Origin of the sequence: Streptomyces liliifuscus, from assembly GCF_016598615.1 — a bacterium.
GTDB classification, from domain to species: domain Bacteria; phylum Actinomycetota; class Actinomycetes; order Streptomycetales; family Streptomycetaceae; genus Streptomyces; species Streptomyces liliifuscus.
In genome coordinates, this window is sequence record NZ_CP066831.1 from 518202 (window position 1) to 537036 (window position 18835).

15 protein-coding genes and 1 pseudogene are annotated in these 18835 nt (G+C 69.0%); 6 read left to right on the forward strand and 10 right to left on the reverse strand.

Features of this window, described 5'->3' with window-relative positions:
• Window positions 1–45: 45 nt before the first annotated feature.
• The 3 genes and pseudogenes from JEQ17_RS02275 to JEQ17_RS02285 all read right to left on the reverse strand — a co-directional run.
• Window positions 46–474 (reverse strand): annotated as a pseudogene (locus JEQ17_RS02275) (FadR/GntR family transcriptional regulator); the annotation flags it as partial.
• A 234-nt stretch (window positions 475–708) separates the two neighbouring features.
• A complete protein-coding gene (locus JEQ17_RS02280) occupies window positions 709–2466 on the reverse strand; it encodes a ThuA domain-containing protein (protein ID WP_200393585.1) in 1758 nt (585 codons plus the stop codon).
• Between the two features lie 17 nt (window positions 2467–2483).
• Window positions 2484–5333, reverse strand: coding sequence for a PQQ-dependent sugar dehydrogenase (locus JEQ17_RS02285; RefSeq protein ID WP_407700032.1), 2850 nt, complete (start codon window positions 5331–5333; stop codon window positions 2484–2486).
• Window positions 5334–5823: 490 nt separating this feature from the next.
• On the opposite strand from JEQ17_RS02285, the gene JEQ17_RS02290 reads away from it, so the two are divergent.
• Window positions 5824–6786, forward strand: a complete 963-nt coding sequence (locus JEQ17_RS02290; RefSeq protein ID WP_200393586.1) for a threonine ammonia-lyase — start codon at window positions 5824–5826, stop codon at window positions 6784–6786.
• A 145-nt stretch (window positions 6787–6931) separates the two neighbouring features.
• Here the strand turns inward: JEQ17_RS02290 and JEQ17_RS02295 are convergent, their stop codons facing one another.
• Window positions 6932–7348 (reverse strand): hypothetical protein, encoded by a 417-nt coding sequence (locus JEQ17_RS02295; protein WP_234048012.1) that lies wholly within the window; start codon window positions 7346–7348, stop codon window positions 6932–6934.
• 178 nt (window positions 7349–7526) lie between these two features.
• Here JEQ17_RS02295 and JEQ17_RS02300 point away from each other — a divergent pair, with 178 nt between their 5' ends.
• From JEQ17_RS02300 to JEQ17_RS02315, 4 genes are all read left to right on the forward strand, one after another.
• Window positions 7527–7778, forward strand: a complete 252-nt coding sequence (locus tag JEQ17_RS02300) for a hypothetical protein (protein ID WP_200393588.1) — start codon at window positions 7527–7529, stop codon at window positions 7776–7778.
• A gap of 81 nt (window positions 7779–7859) precedes the next feature.
• Entirely contained in the window at window positions 7860–8606 is a 747-nt protein-coding gene (locus JEQ17_RS02305) for a phosphotransferase family protein (RefSeq protein WP_200393589.1), read from the forward strand.
• Window positions 8607–8756: 150 nt separating this feature from the next.
• The gene (locus JEQ17_RS02310) at window positions 8757–9833 is read left to right on the forward strand and encodes an AI-2E family transporter (RefSeq protein WP_383382736.1); all 1077 of its coding nucleotides are present in this window, start codon (window positions 8757–8759) and stop codon (window positions 9831–9833) included.
• A 105-nt stretch (window positions 9834–9938) separates the two neighbouring features.
• Window positions 9939–10649: a DUF4389 domain-containing protein gene (locus tag JEQ17_RS02315; RefSeq protein WP_200393591.1), complete on the forward strand. Its 711-nt coding sequence runs from the start codon at window positions 9939–9941 to the stop codon at window positions 10647–10649.
• Between the two features lie 72 nt (window positions 10650–10721).
• On the opposite strand, the gene JEQ17_RS02320 is transcribed toward JEQ17_RS02315, so the two are convergent.
• From JEQ17_RS02320 to JEQ17_RS02335, 4 genes are all read right to left on the reverse strand, one after another.
• Window positions 10722–11576: a carbohydrate ABC transporter permease gene (locus JEQ17_RS02320; RefSeq protein ID WP_200393592.1), complete on the reverse strand. Its 855-nt coding sequence runs from the start codon at window positions 11574–11576 to the stop codon at window positions 10722–10724.
• Window positions 11577–11578: 2 nt separating this feature from the next.
• Window positions 11579–12595 carry a carbohydrate ABC transporter permease gene (locus tag JEQ17_RS02325; protein ID WP_200393593.1) on the reverse strand — a complete coding sequence of 339 codons (1017 nt, stop codon included), beginning with the start codon at window positions 12593–12595 and terminating at the stop codon, window positions 11579–11581.
• 64 nt (window positions 12596–12659) lie between these two features.
• Complete coding sequence (locus JEQ17_RS02330; RefSeq protein ID WP_200393594.1) at window positions 12660–14000, reverse strand: ABC transporter substrate-binding protein; 1341 nt, start codon at window positions 13998–14000, stop codon at window positions 12660–12662.
• A gap of 81 nt (window positions 14001–14081) precedes the next feature.
• Entirely contained in the window at window positions 14082–15101 is a 1020-nt protein-coding gene (locus tag JEQ17_RS02335; RefSeq protein ID WP_200393595.1) for a LacI family DNA-binding transcriptional regulator, read from the reverse strand.
• 181 nt (window positions 15102–15282) lie between these two features.
• Here JEQ17_RS02335 and JEQ17_RS02340 point away from each other — a divergent pair, with 181 nt between their 5' ends.
• Window positions 15283–16623: a glycoside hydrolase family protein gene (locus JEQ17_RS02340; RefSeq protein WP_200393596.1), complete on the forward strand. Its 1341-nt coding sequence runs from the start codon at window positions 15283–15285 to the stop codon at window positions 16621–16623.
• A 103-nt stretch (window positions 16624–16726) separates the two neighbouring features.
• Here the strand turns inward: JEQ17_RS02340 and JEQ17_RS02345 are convergent, their stop codons facing one another.
• Together JEQ17_RS02345 and JEQ17_RS02350 are read right to left on the reverse strand one after the other, a co-directional pair.
• Window positions 16727–17794, reverse strand: coding sequence for an isopenicillin N synthase family dioxygenase (locus JEQ17_RS02345; protein ID WP_234048013.1), 1068 nt, complete (start codon window positions 17792–17794; stop codon window positions 16727–16729).
• Between the two features lie 95 nt (window positions 17795–17889).
• A complete protein-coding gene (locus tag JEQ17_RS02350) occupies window positions 17890–18786 on the reverse strand; it encodes an RNA polymerase sigma-70 factor (protein WP_200393598.1) in 897 nt (298 codons plus the stop codon).
• Window positions 18787–18835 lie beyond the last annotated feature (49 nt).

The window sequence follows — 18835 nt, forward strand, 5'->3', positions numbered from 1 at the left end:
CGCAAGAGGCCTGGTCGGGCAGCGCCCATCCTCTCCTTTCCGCAGGGTCGTCCCGGAGAGCAGGGCTTCGCCTGAGCCCAGGTACGCCCTCAACCAGCGCTCGGTGTTGCTCACGTGCAGCAGTACCGCGGCCTGGCTGAGGGCGGCGTCATGGGTGGACAGTGCGTCAAAAATCGCCTCGTGCTCTGCGAGGGTGCGACCTGCGGCCCGGGGGTCGACCAGACCGCGCCAGATGCGGGCACGCAGCGTGCGGCCGGAGACTGCCTCCAGGAGAGTGAGCAACGTTTCGTTGCCCGTGGCCGAGACGACGGCGCGGTGGAAGGCCGCGTCGTGCGCGTTGAGCCGGGCGAGGTTGCGGGACAGGCCCAGCTGTGCGGCCAGGTCCGGCTCGAGAGGAAGCTTCGAGCCCGGAGGCAGGGCACCGGTCCGGATCAGCTCACGTATCTGCTCGATGGCCTTGTCCATCGAAGACAACGCGAGCTCCTTCCGTGACCGTCTCAGCGGGCGCGTCCGACCCGATCAGGTCCTGAGCGCGAAGATCACCCCAGAGACCTTCTGGGACGTGCCGACGACGTGCGGATCCCTCCGGTCATGTACGACCTCCCGGCGACTGATGGCATCGCGTCTTCGCCCCGCTCACGCCGGTGAGCGGGGCGAAGTCATCAAGAAGGGCGCTGGTTCAACGCACCGTGGCAGTCAGTCAGTTCGTCACGGCAGGGTCCATTTCTGGTTGGCGTTGGTGTGGCAGGTCCACAGATGGACCGCGGTTCCGTCGTTCCAGGTGCCGCCCGAGGCGTCCAGGCACTTGCCGGACTGCGGGTTGCGGACCGTGCCGTCCGACTGAGCCGCCCACGTCTGCGCGCCCGAACCGTTGCACGTCCAGAGCTGGATCCTCGTACCGTCCGCGCTGCCTCCCTCGGACACGTCCAGGCACTTGCCCAGTGCCCGCAACGTGCCGTCACCGGAAACCGTCCACTTCTGCGCCCCGGACCCGTTGCACGTCCAGATCTGCACCTTCGTACCGTCGGCCGTCTGGGCGTTGTCGATGTCCAGGCACTTGCCGTTCACACCCTTCACCTCACCCGAGCGGGAGCCGGGATCCTGGCCGCCGGCGCGCTTGACGCGGATGTTGCGGAAGGACACGTCGTCGCCGTCGCCGTGGTTCTGGATGCCGATGTGCCCCTGTCGCAGACTCCGTACGGGGTCGGTGTTGGTGAAGTCGTTGATCTTCCGGCCGTTGAGGAAGATCTCCAACCGCTCGCCGGTGACCCGGAGTTCGTAGGTGTTCCACTCCCCCGGCGGATTCAGCGCCGCGTCCCGTGCGGCGATGTCCGCCGACTTGAAGCCGTAGACGGAGCCCGTCGTGCGGTCGGCGGCGTCCGTGGCGTCGATCTGGATCTCGTAGCCGTTGTTCACCGCCGTCCACGGGTCGTCGGAGGCCGGGAAGCCGATGAAGACACCGGAGTTGTCGTCCCCGGCCATCCTCCAGTCGAGCTTGAGGGAGTAGTCGCCGGTGAACTCCTGGGCGTTGTACCAGAACAGCCCCATCCCGCCGACGGAGGTGAGGGTGCCGTCCGCGAGGCTGAACTGCCCCGGACCGGCCTGCTTCCAGCCGCTGGTGGACGAGCCGTTGAACAGCGATGTGTAGCCGGTCTCCGGCCGGCAGTCCGCGTCGGTCATCCCGGCGGCCCAGCGGATGCCGCCGAGCAGGTGGCGACGGAAGGCGGGCTCGGCGTACGACTCGTCGGTGTGCCCGCCGCCGGTGTAGAAGGCCCTGCCGCCCTGGTAGTCCTTGCACCAGGCGATCGGATGGTCGCCGGACATGTTCCCGCCCGAGTAGCTGGACTCGTCGAGCGAGGCCAGGACGTGGGCGGTGGTGCGCGGGTTGGTGCGATAGTTGTACCACTCGTCGGTGCGCTGCCAGGTGCTGCCCAGATGGGCGGTGGCGTCGTGCGCCCGGTCCTCCACCTTGACCGTGGCGGACTGGATGGCCGGATGCGAGTGGAAGAGCGCACCGGCCAGGCCCTCGTAGAACGGCCAGTCGTACTCGGTGTCGGCGGCGGCGTGGATGCCGACGTATCCGCCGCCGCCCTGGACGTACTGCTCGAAGGCCGTCTGCTGGGCGGAGTTCAGCACGTCGCCCGTCGTCGACAGGAACACGACGCTCTTGTACTGGGCGAGATTGCCGGTCGTGAAGGTCCCCGCGTCCTCGGTCGCGTCCACGGTGAAGTTGTTCGCGGTGCCCAGGCCGCGCAGCGTCTCGATGCCCTTCTCGATCGAGGAGTGGCGGAAGCCCGCCGTCTTGGAGAAGACAAGGATCTTGTACGCGGGGTCGGCCGCCGCGACCGGTCGTGTTTCGGCGGTGACGGACTGGCTCACCGCTGCGGGCAGCGCCGCGGCCTGCGGGGCCAGACAGAGCGCGGCTCCGACGAACAGGCCGAGGGCCGCTTTCAAGTAGGTACGCATGGTCGGTCTCCTCCCTCCTACGGCAGGGTCCATTTCTGGTTGGCGTTGGCGTGGCAGGTCCACAGGTGGACCGCTGTTCCGTCGTTCCAGGTGCCGCCCGAGGCATCCAGGCACTTGCCGGACTGCGGGTTGCGGACCGTGCCGTCCGACTGGGCCGCCCAGGTCTGGGAGCCTGTGCTGTTGCACGTCCAGAGCTGGATCTTCGTGCCGTCCGCGGTGCCTCCCTCGGACACGTCCAGGCACTTGCCCAGTGCCCGCAGCGTGCCGTCTCCGGAGACCGTCCACTTCTGGGCGCCTGATCCGTTGCACGTCCAGATCTGCACCTTCGTACCGTCGGCCGTCTGAGCGTTGTCGATGTCCAGGCACTTGCCGTTCACGCCCTTCACCTCACCCGAGCGGGTGTTGCCGCCCGAGGTGGTGAAGGAGAACTCGTCCACGTCGAAGAGCGCGCCACTGCCGCCCTTGAAGACGAGGTACAGGGGGGTGGAGCCGGTGGGCTGGTTGCTCAGACCGGCCGTCACGTCCTGGAAGGTCTCCCACCCGCCGGTCACCGGCACGGTCGCCGTGCCGAGCAGGGTGCCGGTCGTGGATCCGGCGCGAACCTCGATGGTGCCGCCCGCGCCCGCGGAGGAGACCCGTGCGGTGAACTGCGTCGCGTTGCCGAGGGCGTACGGCTGGAAGGAGATCCAGTCACCGTTGTCGATGTTGCCGACGGTCTTCCCGCCGTGTGCGGGACCGTGGGAGATGACGTCGACACCGGCCGAGGCGCCGTAGTGCTCGCCCTGCCGGTGGCTGGGCTGGACGACGTGCTGGTCGTGCGAGGTCAGCGCGGGCTGACCGCCGGCGCCCTTGTCGGTGTACTCGGCGTCGATCACGCCGAAGATGTTGGCGTTGGGGTCGTGCTCGCCGTCCGCCAGGGTCTGGAGTGTGCCGTTGCAGCCGGTGGTCGAGGTCTGCGGATGGCCGTGGCTGTCGTGTCCGACGATGAAGGTGACCTTCACCTTGGAGCAGTCGATCGTGCCGTCCTCGGGGTCGGTCACCGTCACCTTGAACGGGATGGCGTCACCGAAGTCGTGGATGCTCCCGTCCAGCGGCAGGTCGAGCTTGACCGTGGGGGCGGTGTTCCCCACCGTGATCTGTACGGAGGCCGTCGCGGACTTGCCGGTGGTGTCCGTGACCTTCAGCGTGGCCGTGTACTGGCCGTTGGTCGCGTAGGTGTGGGAGGGGTTGGCGGCGGTGGAGGTGCCGCCGTCGCCGAAGGTCCAGGCATGGCTGAGGGCGTCGCCGTCCGGGTCGGTGCTGCCTGCCGAGGAGAAGGTGACGGCCAGGGGTGCCTTGCCGGAGGTGACGTTGGCCTTCGCCTGTGCGGTCGGGGCGAGCCCGTCGACGACGTGCTCGATGCGGTACAGGGCCGAGTTCTCGTCGCCGCTGAAGTAGCCGGTGCCGTAGTCGAGGACGTACAGGGCGCCGTCGGGGCCGAAGGCCATGTCCATCACCTGGGTGCCGCTCCAGGGGAAGGGGTTGATGGACTGCACGGTGCCGTCGGTGCCGGACTCGATGCGCTTGATCCAGCGGCGGCCGAACTCCCCGGCGAAGTAGTCGCCGTCGTACTCCTGCGGGAACTTCACCTCGGAGGTGGAGGCGGCGTCGTAGCGGTAGACCGGGCCGCCCATCGGGGACTCCGAGCCGTTGCCGAACTCCGGTACGGATCCGCCGTCGTAGGGGATCCAGGCGGGCTGGACGGGCGGCAGGGCGGTGAGTCCGGTGTTGTTCGGTGAACTGTTCGTGGGCGCGCCGCAGTTGAAGGCGGACCCGGAGGCGCCGGTGGCGAAGTTGTAGTCGATGTAGGCGTCGTTGTCGCCGGTGCAGTACGGCCAGCCGTAGTTGCCCGCCTTGGTGATCCGGTTGAACTCCACCTGCCCGCCGGGTCCTCGTGTGGGGCTGGCGGTGCCGGCGTCGGGGCCGTAGTCGCCGAGGTAGACGATGCCCGTGGCCTTGTCGACGCTCATGCGGAAGGGGTTGCGGAAGCCCATCGCGTAGATCTCGGGGCGGGTCTTGGCGGTGCCGGACGGGAAGAGGTTGCCGCTCGGGATCGCGTACGACCCGTCCGCGTTGACCTTGATCCGCAGGACCTTGCCGCGCAGGTCGTTGGTGTTGGCCGAGGAACGCTGGGCGTCGAAGGCGGGGTTGCGGGTGGAGCGCTCGTCGATCGGGGTGTAACTGTCGGAGGCGAACGGGTTGGTGTCGTCGCCGGTGGACAGGTACAGGTTTCCGGCCGCGTCGAAGTCGATGTCGCCGCCCACGTGGCAGCAGATGCCGCGGGAGGCCGGCACGTCGAGGATCTTCTTCTCGCTGCCGAGATCCAGCGTGCCGTCGGTCTTCAGCACGAACCGGGACAGCCGGTTGACCCCGTCGAAGGGGGCGAAGTCGGCGGCCGTGCCGTCGGCCGGGGCATCACCGGCCGGAGTGCTGAGCTTGGGGGCGTAGTAGAGGTAGATGGACCGGTTGGACGCGAAGCCGGGGTCCACGGCGACGCCTTGCAGGCCTTCCTCGTCGTGGCTGTACACGTCCAGCTTGCCCGCGACGGCGGTGGTCCCCGCGGCGTTCGTCAACCGGACCGTGCCGTCACGGGAGGTGTGCAGGACCGAGCGGTCCGGCAGCACCGCCAGGGTCATGGGCTCGCCCGTCTCGGCCACGCCCTTGGCGAGCGTGACCTGTTGGTACTCGACGGCTGCCGCCTTGGGCCCGGGGGCCGGATCCGCCTGGCGGGCGGCGGCCTGGGGCATGGGCAGCAGACAGCCGAAGGCGCAGGCCACGGCGGTCAGCAGGTAACGGATGCGTCTGTGTCTGAGCGGTTTGTTGCGCACAGAGGTCTCCCAAAGTGGGGTGGGATGACAGCAGCCCTCGCCGGGCTGCCAAGCCAAGCAGTGCACAGGCGCGCGCCGTCGCGCCGTCATGACCGGTTGCGGCTCTATGACCGGTTCATTTCAAGGAAGTTAGCGAGCTTTGTTGAGCTCCGTAACCCCTTTCACGCATGATCTCGATACTTTTTCCACGTGCGGGACAAAGTTGGGGCCCCGGTCTTGCCGGGGCGACCGCAGGCCGACCGCAACTCGCCCCTCCGCCATCGGAAACGTACGAGTCCCGGCACGAAGGCGTCGCTCCCCGCCCGGCCCCCTGCCCGATCCCCGGTACGGGCCACCACCCGACAGCGGACACTGTCCTCGAAGGAGACCGCAGCCACGGCCTCGCCTGCGACGGAGTCGTCAGGGCCGTGCCGACCGCGACATGCGAAGTCATGTGCAACGTAGGGCTGTTGGGCCCGGCCGCGACGCGGCGTGCGGTACGTTGCTCGTCATGCTCACGACGCGCCTCGATCTTGCCCGGATCCGCGCGGCCCGTCGGGACATCGACCCGATCTTCCTGGATACGCCGCTGTACCAGTGCGACGCGTTGGGACGCGAGCTCGGCTGCACGGTGAGTATCAAGCTGGAAACGGCGAACCCTGTGCGCAGCTTCAAGGCCCGCGGTACCGAACTTTTCGCCACCCTGCTGGCAGGCCACGGCGGCACGGCCGCGGTGTGTGCCAGCGCCGGCAACCTCGGCCAGGCACTCGGTTGGTCCGGTCGCCGCCGTGGCCTCGATGTGACGGTCGTGGCATCGCGCAGGGCACCCGCCGCCAAACTCGATCGGATCCACGCGCTGGGTGCGGAGTTGGAGCTGGTCGACGGCGACTTCGAGGCGGCCCGCGAGCGAGCGGTGAGTATCGCGCAACAGCGCGGGGTCCGGCTGCTCGAGGACAGCCTCGACATCGAGACCTGCGAAGGCGCGGCGACCATCGGCCTGGAACTGGCCGACAGGGCGCCCTCCTTCGACGCTGTCCTGATCGCCCTGGGCGGCGGCGCGATGGCCACCGGAGTGGGCTACGTCCTGAAGACCCTTTCGCCGGACGTCGAGGTGATCTGCGTGCAACCCCTCGGTGCACCCGCGTTGACCCGCTCCTGGCACCAGCGCCGGGTCGTCACCACCGACTCCACCGACACCATCGCCGACGGCGTGGCCGGCCGATACCCCATCCCGGCGGTCCTGGACGACCTCCTCGCGGTGGCCGACGACGCCGTCCTGGTCCGCGAGGCATCCATCGTCACGGGCATGCGGATGCTCCTGGAGCGCGCGGGCCAGGTCGTCGAACCCTCAGCGGCCCTCGGCGTCGCGGCCGTCCTGGAAGACCGTGACCGCTTCGCCGGCCGTCACGTGGCCACCATCATCTGCGGCAGCAACGTCGACCTGGACGCCTACCACCACTGGGTCCGCACGTGAGCCGGCGGGACTGGGCGTTCGATTCGAGTGCATCGAGGTCTGCGGAAGTTCCGCCACGCTACGGCGGACACGGGCCTGGTTGCGTCGTCGCCAGGTGGTTCAGCTCAAAGGCGCGCAGGTCGTCGCGGTCCTGATCGGCATCCACCTAGTGATCGACTGAGGCCTCACTGCTCGGGTGCCACCGGAACCAGAGGTCTCCTCCGTCGGGCCGGTAGCGGTCCCCGTCGTCCAACCGCACCTCACCCATCAGCCGCCGAGCGGCGTCAGGCACCTGACGGTGTGGCGCAAGGAGCAAGTCCAGTTCGTCGTAGCGGGCATCGACCCCTGCCGGATGCTCCTCCCTCCACACCTCGCACCTGACGAAGATTGCCCACTGCTCGCGCTCCATCGCCACCGCCGCCTCGCTCGCGGGCCAGACAAAGTACTCGTCGGCCACGTTGGCTGGGTGGTGGTCCCAACCCTCGAAGTAATGCGGGACACCATTGATGACCGCGAGTCCTTGACGCGGCCCGTCGTACCAATCCAAGACGGCGTACGCACGCTCGAAGCCGTCTGCGATCAACTGCTGCTCATCCCAAGGCCCAGGCACATCGGCATGCTACCGGCCGGCGGCCTCGTCACCCGGGCAGGGTGAGGCGTGCGCCGACCTCGGCCCGGAGAGCGGGAAGAATTGCCTGCATCGCGCCGTGACCGCGTGCCCTTGACCGGCCGACAGCTGGATTCCGTTCTCGTTCTCCGAGGTGCCCGGGCTTCGCTTCAAGATGTGGCTCTCCGATCCGGACACCAACCGGTGGGGAGCCGCTCTGTTGTGGGAGTCGGAAGAGGCGTCCCAGCAGGCGCTGGCCAGCCTGGCGCTCGAACTCATCGGCTACCCACCGCAGGTCGCGCACGGGTTCGACGTGGAGGCAACGACCGAAGGTCGGTACAAAACGCAACGACTCGCCCTGCAAGGGCCGGCCTTCGCCGAAACAACGCAGGGAAACAACGGCTGACTCCATGAGCCGAGTTGTCGGTGGGTGTGATGAGCCCGGACCGGATCGACTCATCGATCATTCCCGGGATACTGGTCGCCCATGGATGAGGTCAAAGTCGTCGTCGCCCATTCCGAGCGCGCGACCCTGCGCGTCGGCGACGTGTTCCTGAAGGTGGACGCCGATCAGACGCGCATCGACGTCGAGGTCGAGGCGATGGCACTGGTGCCGGTCCCGACCCCGGAGGTCCTGTGGCGCAAGCCGCCCGTGCTTGCGATCGCCGCGGTCCCGGGGACGGCGCTCGGCCGCCTCGGCGAGCCGTCGACCGCATCCCCGGCGACGTGGGCCGCGGCGGGTGCCGCCATCCGGAAGTTGCACGACGCGCCGTTGCCGCCCTGGCCGGGTCGGGGCGGCCGGGGCATCGACGAGTTGGCGGCGGATCTCGACGGCGAGTGCGAGTGGCTCGTGACGAACGGCGTCCTGCCCGCCGACCTGGTCACCCGCAACCGCCAGGTCGCCGAGGCCGCGTTCCGGCCGTGGACTCCGGTGTTCACGCACGGCGACCTGCAGATCGCTCACGTGTTCGTGGACGGCGACGAGATCACCGGCATCATCGACTGGTCCGAGGCGGGCCAGGGTGATGCCCTGTTCGACCTCGCGACCTTGACGCTCGGACACGAGGAGCACCTCGGCGACGTCCTTGCCGGCTATGGCGCCGACGTCGACCTCGACGTCATCCGCGCGTGGTGGTCGTTGCGAAGCCTGCTCGCGGTTCGCTGGCTGGTAGAGCACGGCTTCGACCCGTTCGCGCCGGGCTGCGAGGTCGACGTGCTGAGGTCCCGGCTGTGAGGCTTCGCGGGCCCGACAGATGACGGCACAGCCGAGGACGACGAGCGCGAAGCAGGCGCGAAGTCCCGGTGCCTCACCGACCGGTGGGTTCCGCAGCCCAGGTCATCCGGTCGGCAGCCGTGCCAATAGGGTTCCAGCGTGACTGCCACCCTGAGTTCCACGAAAGCCCGCGACGCGCTCCGCACATCGGCGCGCTTTTCCGCAGAGCTGCTGCTGATATTCGCCATGCTCGCAGTGTCTCTGTGGCTTCTGGGCCGGATGTGGTCGGTGGTGTGGCCGCTCGTCGTCGGCCTGCTGCTGACCACACTGACCTGGCCCCTGGCCCGTTTCCTGCGTCGTCACGGGTGGAAGCCCGCCCTCGCCGCGTCGGCCGTGACCGTGCTGTCCCTCCTCGTCGCAGGCGGCGTCGTGGCGCTCATCGCCGTACCGGTCGCGTCCCAGTCCGGCGAGCTGACCGACGGCGTGGTCGACGGCATCCAGAAGTTGCGTGACTGGGCCTCCGGGCCGCCGTTGAACATCGGCGACGACGACATCACCAAGGCCATGGACAGCGCGGTCGCCCGCGCTCAGGACGGCCTCGGCAGCATGGTCACCACTGTGGTCACCGGAGTGAGCACCATCGTCAACGGCCTGGTCACCGCCGTGCTGGCGCTCTTCCTGATGTTCTTCTTCCTCAAGGACGGCCCGCGCTTCCTGCCGTGGCTCGCCCGTCAACTGCCCGGCCGGCTCGCCACCGACATCCCCACCGTGGCCGCTCGCGGCTGGGCGACCCTGGGCTCCTTCGTACGTTCCCAGGCGGCCGTCGGCCTGCTCGACGCCATTCTGATCGGTCTGGGCCTGTGGGTCGTGGGGGTGCCGCTGGTGCTCCCTTTGGCGGTGCTGACGTTCGTCTCCGCGTTCGTGCCGATCATCGGCGCCCTGTTCGCCGGTTTCGTCGCGGTCCTCATCGCGCTGGTCTTCAACGGTCTGACGGACGCGCTGATCGTGCTGGCCATCATCATCGTGGTGCAGCAACTCGAAGGGAACGTGTTCCAGCCCATGATCCAGAGTCGTGGGCTCGGCCTCCATGCGGCCGTGATCCTGCTGGCGGTGACACTGGGCGGCAGTCTGGCGGGCATCGTGGGCAGTCTGCTCGCCGTACCGATCGCCGCGCTGATCGCGGTGGTGTGGAACTACCTGCGCGAGCAGCTCAGCGAGCCGTCGCCGGAGCCGGTGGCCGAAGGGTGACCTGCCGGTCGGGGAGTCGGTAGGGGCCGGGCGCGCGAACGGCCCCTCCCAGGTCGCGGTGCTCCACCTCGCTTGCGAATCTGCAAGCGAAAGGAGTTGCCTCCCATGGTTCCTGTCACCGCGTCGCCCGTGCGTATCGAGGCGTCCGTCGATGCCCGGCTCTCCAGATGGCTGTGGCTGGTGAAGTGGCTCCTCGCCATCCCGCACTACATCGTGCTGTTCTTCCTGTGGATCGGTTTCGTCCTCGTCACGGTGGTCGCGTTCTTCGCCATCCTGTTCACCGGCCGGTATCCCCGTTCCCTCTTCGACTTCAGCGTCGGCGTACTGCGATGGAACTGGCGGGTCAGCTACTACGCCCACACCGCGCTCGGCACCGACCGGTACCCGCCGTTCACCCTCGCGGATGTGCCGGACTACCCGGCGCGGTTCGACGTCGCCTACCCCGAGCGCCTCTCACGCGGTCTGGTCCTGGTGAAGTGGTGGCTGCTGGCGATCCCGCAGTACATCGTCGTCGCGATGTTCGCTGGTGGCTGGGGATGGGGCGGGGGCGGGGACGACGGGGGCTGCTGGCGGGGCGGCGGGCTGATGCCCTTCCTCTCCCTCGTCGCCGTGGTCATCCTGCTGTTCACCGCCCGGTACCCACGGCACCTCTTCGACTTCCTGATGGGCCTCGCCCGGTGGGTCGCGCGAGTGATCGCCTATGCCGCGCTGATGACCGACCAGTACCCGCCGTTCCGTCTCGACATGGGCGGACAGGAGTCCACGCCGGGCCCCCGGCCGGACTCACCGCCGGCGTCCCCCATGACAAAGAGCTGAATCCGCGGAGGGGGCGCTGGTACTCGGACGGCAGCGCCCCCTGGTATTTGTCCGTTCCCTCGGCAAACGTGCTCAGCCCTTGACGGCGGAGCTGGCGACTCCCTGGACGAACCAGCGCTGGAAGAACGCGAAGACGATCAGCACGGGCAGGACCAGCAGGACGCCGAAGGCGAGGATCTGGCCCCAGTCCGGGGGCAGTTGGGCCTGGAAGACGCTCATCTCCAGCGGCAGCGGACGTACCGAGGGGTCGGAGACCATCAGGACGGGCCAGAGGAAAGAGCCCCACTGAGTGAGGAAGGTGAGGATCGCCACGGACGCGAAGGCCGGCTTCGACATGGGGACGACGATGGCGAAGAAGGTGCGCCAGGGGCCCGCGCCGTCGATGCGGGCGGCTTCCTCGATGCTCGGCGGGATCGAGCGGAAGAAGGTGTGGAACTGGTAGACGGAGAAGGCGTTGGCGATGAACGGGATCGCCTGGATGAAGAGCGTGTTGCGCTGGTCGTTGTACATGTAGAAGAGCGGGACGGCCACCGACTCGAACGGGACCAGCATCAGCAGCAGGATGAGGGTGAAGACGGCGTTGCGGCCGCGCCACTTCAGCCGTGACAGCCCGTACGCCGCCATCGAGTTGACGAACAGACCGCCCGTCACCACCACGAACGCGAGCAGCAGCGAGATGCCCATGAAGCGCCAGAAGTAGCCGGTGCTGTCGGAGTTGAGGCTGCTCAGGACGTTGGAGTAGTTGTCGAAGGACAGGTGGGTGGGCAGGAAGCCGGACAGGCCGTTCAGTACTTCGTCGGACGGCTTGAGGCTGCCCATGAACAGGTAGAGGACGGGCAGTACGAAGATGAACGCCAGCACGCCGAGGACGGCGTAGTCGAGGAAGCGGCGCAGGGGTGTGCGGGTGAGGCCCGTGCTGGTGCTCATGGTCAGTCCTCGTTGTCGGGCCGGACGACGCGGCGCTGGATGAGGGTCAGGGCGACGACGATCAGGAAGAAGACGACGGTGATCGCGGCTGCCTGGCCGACGTTGTTCTGGTCGAAGGCGGTGGTGACGGCCTGATACATCACGGTGCGGCCGGCGTCCTCGTTGAGGCCGCCGCCCTTGACGAGGACGTAGACCTGGTCGAAGACCCGGAAGGAGAGCACCGAGGTGAGCAGGGCGACGAAGACGAGGGTGCCGCGGATGCCGGGCAGTGTGACGTGGCGGAACTGCTGCCAGCGGCTCGCGCGGTCGAGATCGGCGGCCTCGTAGAGTTCACCCGGTATCTGCTGGAGGCCGGCGAGGAGAATGACCATCTGGAAGCCGACGCCCTGCCAGATGGACAGCACGATGATCGAGGCCATCGCGGTGGCGGAGTCGCCGAGCCAGTCGAAGGCACCCCAGTTGCCGAAACTGACCGCGTCCAGGGTGGAGTTGAGCATGCCCTGGTCGCTGCGGGCGAGGATGAGCCGCCAGATCACGGCGACCAGCGCCATCGGGAAGACGACCGGCATGAAGAACAGGGACCGGAACAGGCCGATCGCCTTGAGCTTGCGGTTCAGCAGGATCGCCAGTCCGAGTGCCAGGGCCGTCTGGACGGGGACGACGACCACGGCGAAGGTCAGGTTGTTCAGCAGGGCCCGCAGGAAGGGGCCTGACAGGTCGGGGTCGGTGAACAGCCGCCGGTACTGCTCCAGGCCGAAGAAGGTGGGCGCGAGCGGGGAGCCGAGGCGGACGTTGTAGAAGGAGAGGACGACGGCGTAGCCGAACGGGATGCCCACGAAGGCGATGAGCCCGGCGACGGCGGGCGTGGACATGAGCAGTCCGTGCAACCAGTCGCGGTTCTTGCGCACGGAACGCCCGGGACGCGCTGGACGCACCGGACGCGCGGGCTTGGCGGCGGTCACGGGTGGGGCCTTCTCCCGGGCGTGGGGCGCTTCGTGCGCCGGTTCGACGGAGGTCACGGATGGGTCCTGTTCCCGGCGGGGGCGGGCGCGGTCTGTACCGTCCCGCCCCTGGCCGATGGTCCTACGGGATCTTGTAGCCGGCGTTGTCGGAGAAGTCCTGGTCGATGGCGCGGGCGGCCTTCTCCAGGGCGCTCTTCGGGTCGGCCCCGCCGTAGATCGAGTTGAGGGCCTCGCCGAACTTGGCGGTGATGGTGGGGTATCCGGCGGTCACCGGGCGGGTGACGGCGACGCAGGACTTGGTGATGTCGCTGTCGCCGCAGGGCTTGGCGAGCTGGTCGGCGAAGAGCTGGAGCGGCCCGCCCCGCTTGTACAGGGGGCTCGCGGCGAGCGCGGTCCTGGTGGCGGGCGGGGCGCCGTTGGCCGTCGTCATCGCAGTGACGTTGGCGTCGTTGAGGAGGTAGTCCACGAAGGCGCCGGCGGCCTTGGCGTTCTTGGTGTCGGCGCCGATGCCCCACGCCCAGGAGCCCTGGCCGGTCTTGGGACCGTTGCCGAAGTCGGGCAGCGGCAGTACGACCAGGTCGTCGCCGAGGGCCTTGCTGTAGGTGGGGTACATCCAGTGGCCGACCCAGCTCAGGGCGACGCGGCTCTTGGCGAAGGCGTTGCCGTCGGTGTTGGGGTCGACGTACGTCTTCCAGGACTGGACGGTCTTCAGCGCCGAGACCACCGCCGGTGTGTCGAGGGCGCCTTCCGCCTTGTCGCCCTTGATCAGCGAACCGCCGGCCGACCAGACGACGGGGGCGAAGCCGTAGGTTCCCCACTCGGTGGCCAGGCCGTTGCCCTCTTGGATGTCGAGGGTCTTGCCGTCGGAGTCCTTGCCCTTCAACGCCTTGAGCGCGGCCGTGAACTCGTCCGCCGTCCAGGCGTCGGCCACGCTCGTCGGGTACTTGACCCCGGCCGCGTCCAGCAGCTTCTTGTTGCCGTAGATCCCGAGGCCCGAGTCGTACATGCCCAGGCCGTAGTGCTTGCCGCCGATCGCTCCCTGGGACTTGTTCGCGTCGGTGGCGTTGGCCATCGTCTTGGAGGAGACATAGTCGTCGACGGGGGCGAGCTTCTTGTTGTAGACGAAGTTCGCCATCGTCGGGCCGTCGAACTCCAGCACGTCCGGCAGCTCGGAGGCGCTGGTGGCGGTGATGGTCTTGGTGTAGTCGTTGCCGGGTATCAGCTTCAGCTCGACCTTGATGTCGCTCTGCGAGGAGTTGAAGGACTTCACCGCGGCCTGCACGGCGGCGTCCTCGCTCTTCTGGCCCTGGTGGGCCCAGACGCTGATGGTGCCCTTGCCGCTGCCTGCGTCCGCCGAGGCGTCGGTGCCGCTGCCCCCGCCACAGGCGGCCAGTGCCACGAGAGGGAGCAGGGCCAGGCCCGTACAGGCCGTGCGGCGGTGCCTTCTGTTGGTCGAGCTCATGTCTGTGCCTCCGTGCTGTGGCGTGGGTTCGAGGTGTGGGAGCGCTGTCGAGGCGTGGGGGGGGTGGGGCCCGGACGGGCGTTACTGAGGTCCGCGCGGACGGGGCGGGGCGGTGGTCTCGCGCAGGACCATGCGGATGGGCATCCGGACATGGCCGGGGTGTTCGGCGGCCGGCTCGTCCAGCTGGCGCAGCAGCAGCCGGGCGGCCTCGGCGCCCTGGCCCGCGACCGGCTGGGCGACGGTGGTCAGACCGATCACGTCGGCGAGTTCGTGGTCGTCGAAGCCGACGACGGACACGTCGTCCGGGACCTTCAGCCGGTGGCGGCGCAGGGCGCGCAGCGCGCCCATCGCCATCTCGTCGGACTGCGCGAAGACGGCCGTCGGCGGCCGGGAGGCGGCCAGCAACTCGGTCATCGCCCGCTCGCCGCCCTCCAGGGTGTAGTCGCCGTCCGCCTCCAGGGTCGGGTCGTGCTCGATCCCGGCCTCGGCGAGGACGTCGAGATACGCCCGGCGGCGCTCGACGGGTGTGGTCCAGTGCAGCGGGCCGCTGGATCCGCTGATCATGCCGATCCGGCGGTGGCCGATGTTCACCAGATGCCGTACGGCGCTCTCCGCGCCGAGCCGGTCGTCGATGCCGACCACGGTGAAGCCGGGCCGGGCGCCGCCGACCGTGCTGGCCAGCGGCACGCCGAGGGAACGCAGCGCCGCGGACTCCCCCTCGTCGGGGATGAGCAGCGACAGCACCGCGTCCACCCGCTTGCGGACCGGCAACTTCGTGAAGAAACGCTTGCGTGTCTCGGGCGTGCCCAGGTTGTACAGCAGGACGTCGTACCCGGCGGCGCTGAACACCTGCTCCGCCGCGTCGAGCACGGTGCCGAAGAACCAGCGGCCCACGTAGGGGACGACGACCCCGATGGTGAAGGTGCGGCCGCTGGCCAGGCTGGAGGCGGAGCGGGACGCGGTGTAGCCGAGCTGTGCGGCGACGGCCGCGATCCGGTCCCGCACCTCGTCGGAGACGCCTGTGCGGCCGCGCAGGGCGCGGGACACGGTGGACGCGGAGACGCCGGCGGCGCGGGCGACGTCGTTGATGCTGGCCGTCACGGCTCAGTTCCTCCCGTTGATTTCACGGCGGTGTGATCTGCGAGTGACGTGACCGTAAACCTGACCTCGCTGTTGCGCAAGCGTTTGCGTTCATATTTACTTGGGCCGATTCTCAAGAGATGCCGCTTTGGTCAATGGTCAGCGCATGCGTTTGGGCGCTGTAAGCCGACAGGAACTGTGCATGCGATACGCCCCGCCCGGCCTCTGCGTGAACGACTTCGCCCTCCTGCGCGACGAGGACGGCACGTACACCGTGCTGCACCTTCAGGGGCCCTGGACGGCGGAGTTCGACCACCTGCGGATGGAGACCTCCTACGGCCGGGCGACCTCCGCCGACCTGGTCCACTGGCAGCCTCAGGGCACCGCCTTCGGCAACGGGCTGCCCGGTCGCTTCGACCAGCAGGCCGTGTGGACCATGCACCCGTTCCGGCACGGCGGCGGGATGGCCATGTTCTACACGGGAGTGAGCGGGCTGACGGCGGACGGCTGGCCGCTGCAGGCCGTCGGCCTCGCGTACTCCGACCGCACCGACGGCACGGGCTGGCGACGCCACGGCACCGGGCCCGTCGTCGAGGCGGACCCGCGCTGGTACCGCACCGGTGAACGCATGGGCTGGCGCGACCCGTTCGTCGTACGCGACGACGAGGGCGAGGGCTGGGTGATGGCCGTCTGCGCGAGCGACGTCTCGCTGCCGGTGGAGGTCAGCGGCTGCGTGGCCCTGGCGACCTCCCCCGACCTGGAGCACTGGACGGTCCACCCGCCGCTCGTCTCGCCGGGCGACGTGGACGAGTTGGAGTGCCCGGTCCTGGAACGCCTCGACGACGGCAGCTGGCTGCTGCTCGGCTCGATCGGTGCCACCCGCGGCTTCGACGCGTGGACCGCGCCCCGCCTGCGCGGCCCCTGGACCCGCCGCGGCTCCCTCGGACCGACCGGCTCGTACGCCCCCCGTGTCATCGCAGCGCCCGACGGTTCACGCGTCGTCCTGCACACCACGCCCCGTCAGGTCGGCCTCACCGACGCCGGCGACCGCTGCCGCGGCATGCTGGCCCAGCCCAAGTCCCTTGTCGTACGGGAAGATTCGGCGCCCCGCCTGGAATGGTGGACCGGCCTGAACGCCTGGCTCGGCGAGGAGACCGACCGGCCCGCCCTCCACGCGGTCGGTGACATCGGCATCACCGGGCCCGTCGAAATCACGCTCCGCACCGACACCCCGGACGACGGGGCTTCGGCCTTCTCCGTCGGCTGCGACGGCAAGAACCTCTGGGTCACCGGCCCCGGCGGCATCCGCCTCGGCGAGACCGTCCTGACCGAGCCCGCCGCCACCCTCCGCATCCTCACCATCGGCGAATACGTCGAGGTGTACGCCGACAACGTCTTCGCCCTCACAGCCCTGTGCTACTCCGGGCACTCCGCCCCGTGGACAGCCGTAACCGAAGAACACAGCCGCACGATCCCCGTACGCCCGATCCGGCTCCCCGACCCCCACCGCGACGACGCCTCGGCCGTCTGGCCCGGACCCTGAGCCACGACGAGCCACGACGCCTGTCCGATCCCGTGGGCGGCCGAGCTTCGTCACCTCACTGCGCCGAGCACCGCCGACATCACTCGGCCGAGCACCGCCGGCATCACTCGGTGGCAGCCCGGGCACGTGCGGCCTCGCGGACCGCTGCCGCGTTCTTCTTGCCCTGCCGCGAGCCGTTCAGCTTGGCCCTGATGTGCTCCCGGACGGTGACGGGTTCGTAGGCGAGGCCGTCGTCCGCGTCGAGAAGGGCGGGCAGTGTCTCGATGACCGCCTCCGGGTTCCCGTCGTGGAAGAAGGCGGCCGAGCGGCGCCGCAGGATCCTCCCGTCGACGACGGGGGGCTTGACGCGGTGCAGCGTCGACATCCACCGGTCGTTGGTCAACCGGGCCGTGAGATCGCCGAGGTTGACCAGGAGAGCGCCGTCCGCGGGCGCCACGTCGTGCCAGGTGCCGTGTCGGTCGAGCACCTGGAGGCCGGGAATCCGGTCGGCCCACAGCACGGTGACGATCCCGTAGTCGGTGTGCTCGCCCATCCCCATCAGCTCGCCGTCCAGGTCCACGGTGCCTTCGGGCAGGGCGTAGTTGTTCATCCGGAGCACGTCGATGGAGTGTCCGGTGAGCGCGTCGAAGAAGCCCGGTTTCTGACCGAGGGCGTCCGCGAAGATCCGCGTCAGCGTGCGTGCCACCCGCGAGGCGTGCGCGAAGTAGGCCTCCACCCGCGGTGTGAACCCTTCGGTGTCCGGCCACACGTTGATCCCGAAGTCGTCCTCGGAAAGCCCGAGTTCGGGCGGGAAGGAACGCGCCTCGACACCGATGTTGAAGGCTTCGAAGAAGTCGTTCATCCGTGAGGCCGACTCCAGGCCCAGGCTCAGGCTGAGCGACTCGCTGTTCGGCGGGCTGTACCCGCGGTTGGCGCCGCCGTCGACGCGGTACGCCTTCTTCGTCTCAAGTGGCAACGAGAAGAACGCGTCCATCGCCCCCTTCAGACCGTCGAGCGCGCTCTGCGGAATGCCGTGCCCGAGCACCTGGATGAACCCCACCTCGGCACAAGCGGCATCGATCAGCCGTGCCACACGCCCCCGCTCCTCGTCCGTACCGTCCCCGACGTAGGGGGAGATGTCGACGGTCGGCACGGTGAACCTGGGTGTGGGGGTGGCAACGTGAGAATTCACTGTCCTACGTCCCTTTCGGACTGCGGTCATTGGGCGAAGGGTCACTGGCCGTGAGGTCGGGCGCGCCGGGCCCCGAGTGCGGCGGCCGAGGCGCGTCAGCGCGATGAGAGCGGTGTTTCCGACTCGACGCGGGTGAGCTTTTCGGGGTTGCGGACGTAGTAGAGGCCGGTGACGCGGGTGTTCTCCACCGTGAAGGCCAGCACGCCGTCGATCACATCGCCCAGACGCAGGATGAGGCCGGGGTTGCCGTTGACCGTCGTGGGCTCACTGCTGAAGGTGCCGCCCGCCTTGTCGACACTGCCGGCCATGTAGCGGAGCACCTTGTCGGCGCCGACGACCGGCCGCAGGGCCGCCAGCCTGAGGCCGCCGCCGTCGCTGACGAAGACGACGTCCGGGGCGAGTACGTCGAGCAATCCCTGGAGGTCCCCGGTTTCGAGCGCGCTCCGGAACGAGTCCGACGCCGCCCGGGCCTCCTCCGGGGAAGCCGGTGTGCCCGGTCGGCGGGCGTCGACGTGCTGACGGGCACGGTAGGCGATCTGGCGGGCGGCACCAGGGCTCTTGTCGATCGCGGCCGCGATGTCGTCGTAGCCGAACTCGAAGACCTCGCGCAGGACGAAGACGGCGCGTTCGGTCGGTGAGAGCGTTTCGAAGATGTACATGAGCGCCAGCGACAGGTTCTCGGACAGCTCGACGTCCTCAGCCACGTCCGGCGCGGTGAGCAGGGGCTCGGGCAGCCAGGGGCCCACGTAGGCCTCCTTGCGCCGATTGAGGGTGCGCAGCCGGTTGAGTGCCTGCCGGGTCGTGATCCGCACCAGGTAGGCGCGCTGGTCCCGCACCTGCGCCAGGTCGGCCTTGACCCACCGCAGCCAGGTCTCCTGGAGGACGTCCTCCGCGTCAGCCGCCGAGCCGAGCATCTCGTAGGCGACGGTGAACAGCAGGTTGCGGTGGGCGACGAAGGCCTCGGTCGCGGGGTCGGTCACGTGGTCGTTCATGTCGTGCGTTTCGCTCTCTCGCGGTCGGCCCCACCTTCCGGAGGCGGGC